This is a genomic window from Stieleria sp., from assembly GCF_041595215.1.
Lineage (GTDB): Bacteria > Planctomycetota > Planctomycetia > Pirellulales > Pirellulaceae > Stieleria > Stieleria magnilauensis.
The window spans coordinates 1-2934 of record NZ_JBFHKV010001067.1 but is presented as its reverse complement, the minus strand read 5'-3'; the positions used below and the strand labels follow the sequence as shown (position 1 = coordinate 2934).

The window sequence follows — 2934 nt, the reverse complement described above, 5'->3', positions numbered from 1 at the left end:
GTCGTATCGGCCACCGCTACAGACACTACCGATCGACGGCAAATCATTCAGCGTGGTTTCGAAGATGACGCCGGTGTAATAATCCAACCCGCGTGCGATCGAGACGTCGATTTTGATCCGGCCGCGTGGAACACCGGCGGCGAGCGCGCCGGTGAACACGTCTTTCAATCGATCGATCGCCAGCAACGCTTCGTCATTGCCGCCGGTGATCGCCGGCAGCGCTTCGAAGATCGACTCGGCTTCGCCATCGAGTTCGGCCAGTTGCAACACCTTGTCGGCTTGGGCAGCGGTCACGTCGGCAACCTCGCACATCTCCGCAGCAACCTTTTCACGCCCGATCTTGCCGAGCTTGTCCAGGCAGCGAAGGACGGCGACGCTCTGATCGGCCAGATCCAGATGACGCAGCAACTCCGTCAGAACCGCGCGGTTGTTGACGCTGATGGTGAAGGCGTCGAATCCGATCGAGCTGAGCAGACGGTTGATCACGGCGACGGTTTCGATGTCGGCCATCACATTACGGGTCCCGATCGTATCGAAGTCGCATTGCACGAACTCGCGATACCGACCGGCCTGAGGCCGTTCGCCGCGCCACACCGGAGCGATGTGGTACCGTTTGAAAGGGGTGCCGAGTTGGTTGATGTGTTGAGCGGCGAAACGCGCCAAGGGAACCGTCAAATCAAACCGCATGCCGACGGCCCGCCCGCCGTTGTCTTCAAAGCGGTAGATCTGTCGGTCGGTTTCATCGCTGCCCTTGCCGGTCAGGATCTCCAAGTACTCCAGCGTCGGCGTGTCGATCGGCGCGAAGCCGTAGGAACGAAACACGCCGCGCGCGGTTTCCATCAATCGTTCGCGCGGGATCATGACCGCCGGCAAGTAATCGCGAAATCCGTTCAGCGTTCGTGGTTTAATCAATGACATCGGGTTGAGGGTTGTTGTTGGACAATGTGGCGCGACGCGCTCCGACGAGCCGCCAGAGCAGACGAGCGATCAGGTGACGGCGCCCGCGGGTCGCGATGGGGTCATGATCGAAGTTGCAAAACCGACCTTAATTCACCACCGGCAATCCACTCGGGCGCCGGCTCCGCAGCGAGTCTTTCGGGTCCTGATCGGGCGCCGGAAATTGGGGCCCGTACAGCGCGTCGGCATACTCGTCGAGTTGCTCGGGAGTCTCGAAATACTGTTCGTAGCACCAATCGTCATCAAACTCGCATTCGTCGGTGGTGTAATCGCGACAAATCTGAGGTCGGGTTTCATAGATGCCACATCGGTGGTCGTCCTGGAGGTGTTTGCAGGTCGTGTGGACGAGCAAATACCAGCTGTGGTCTTCCACGAAGATCGTTGCCCTGTCGTGCAGCAGGTACCAGCGGATATAGTCAAAATCCTTGCGGCCGGCGGGCGGGTCGATCGGCAACGCAAAATAGTGACAGCACTTGGCGGTGCAATGATCGCACAAATTCTCGCCTTCGGGCACTTGATCGCGTTTCATACGAATCGGTAACGCGGCGGGGCTGGCGGGGGGTGGTGCGTTCACGGCTTCCGGGCTGGGATGGAACAAAAGTGGTTTTCGAGCGACAATGTGGATATCAGAGGAATCAGTTTAATGGAAGTCGTCATCACTGCACTCGGGCCTGACAATGTCGGGCTGGCCGATCCGATCATTCACTATGTCACCGGTCAGGGGGCACGGATCAGCGAAATCCAGATGTATGACCACGACGAAGAACAGTTGTTCGCGATGTTGTGCCGGATTTCCATCGATCAGGGACATTTCGAGACGCTCCAGTCGGCCATGCGACAAATTGGCGACCACACCGGATTGGCGATCCGGGTGTGGAGCCCGGACCGACGAAAAACGCCCCGGCTGGCGATCTGCTGCACCTACGTCGAACACACCCCTCGGGCGATCCTGGAATCGATTCGTGACGGGCGGATCGCCGCCGAAGCCTCGGTGATCCTGTCCAACCGCAAGAAACTCGCTCCACTGGCCGAGGAATTTGACGTTCCTTTTCACCGCATCGGTGACGAGACCGGGAAAGCCGACGATGCCGAAATGATTCGCCTGTTGGATCAGTACGATGTCGATTACGTGATCCTGGCTCGCTACATGCGCGTGCTGCCGCCGAGCACCTGCTGGCAATTCGCCGGTGGTCGCATCATCAACCTTCATCACGGGCTGCTACCGGGCTTTCCCGGATTTCGCCCCTACCATGATGCCTTTGCCGCCCGCATGCTGACCTACGGCGCGACCTGCCATTTCATCATTCCCGAACTCGATGCGGGAAACCAGACGATCAATCAACGCACCTTCAGCGTCGATCCGGGCACCAGCCTGGAAACCATCATCGCCCGCGGCGAAAAAGAAAACGAACCGGCGTGTCTGGCCGAAGGCGTCCGACGCGTCGTCGATCGCGAAGTCCAATTGCACTTCCACCGCGTCACCGCTCGCAAACGCGGCTAGGATCAATTTCCGCGTAGTGGACGAGGCGACGAGTCCGCTCCTCCATTTCCACGTAGTGGACGAGGCGACGAGTCCGCTGCTCCATTTCCGAGTAGTGGACGAGGCGACGAGTCCGCTGCAGTCGGCATCTTGGCTAGGGGCTCGTCGCCTCGTCCACTGGCTAGGGACTCGTCGCCTCGTCCACTACCGCCTCGTCCACTACCGCCTCGCCCACGACCGCCTCGCCCGAAACGCAAGGTGACACGAATTACGAGTGCACCCACCGCCGTCGCAAGCAGCGAAGCTCACGCCACTTCGGCGGCGATTTCGGCTGACACTTTGTCGGCGATCGGCGACAAGTGCTTTTCAAAGCGACGCCATTTTTCCACCGAGGATCGGTACATCGGTTGACGCACCTGCCACTTACTCGGCGTGTGCACGGCGCGATCGTTGGAATGAAATTGAAGACAGGCGTCGTCCCACTGCAATCCACAATG

General features: G+C 59.6%; 4 protein-coding genes. 1 reads left to right on the top strand and 3 read right to left on the bottom strand.

The annotated features are described in order from the left end of the window. Together hisS and ABX749_RS28070 are read right to left on the bottom strand one after the other, a co-directional pair. Positions 1-912 (bottom strand): histidine--tRNA ligase (gene hisS, locus ABX749_RS28075; protein ID WP_372898942.1); only part of this gene is annotated, 912 nt, incomplete at its 3' end. A 133-nt stretch (positions 913-1045) separates the two neighbouring features. Next, the gene (locus ABX749_RS28070) at positions 1046-1486 is read right to left on the bottom strand and encodes a YkgJ family cysteine cluster protein (RefSeq protein ID WP_372898941.1); all 441 of its coding nucleotides are present in this window, start codon (positions 1484-1486) and stop codon (positions 1046-1048) included. Positions 1487-1600: 114 nt separating this feature from the next. Here ABX749_RS28070 and ABX749_RS28065 point away from each other — a divergent pair, with 114 nt between their 5' ends. Further along, on the top strand, positions 1601-2458 hold the full coding sequence (locus ABX749_RS28065; protein ID WP_145221288.1) for a formyltransferase family protein: 858 nt from the start codon (positions 1601-1603) through the stop codon (positions 2456-2458). A gap of 284 nt (positions 2459-2742) precedes the next feature. Here the strand turns inward: ABX749_RS28065 and ABX749_RS28060 are convergent. Continuing rightward, positions 2743-2934: hypothetical protein (locus ABX749_RS28060; RefSeq protein WP_372898940.1), on the bottom strand; the 192-nt coding region annotated here is incomplete at its 5' end.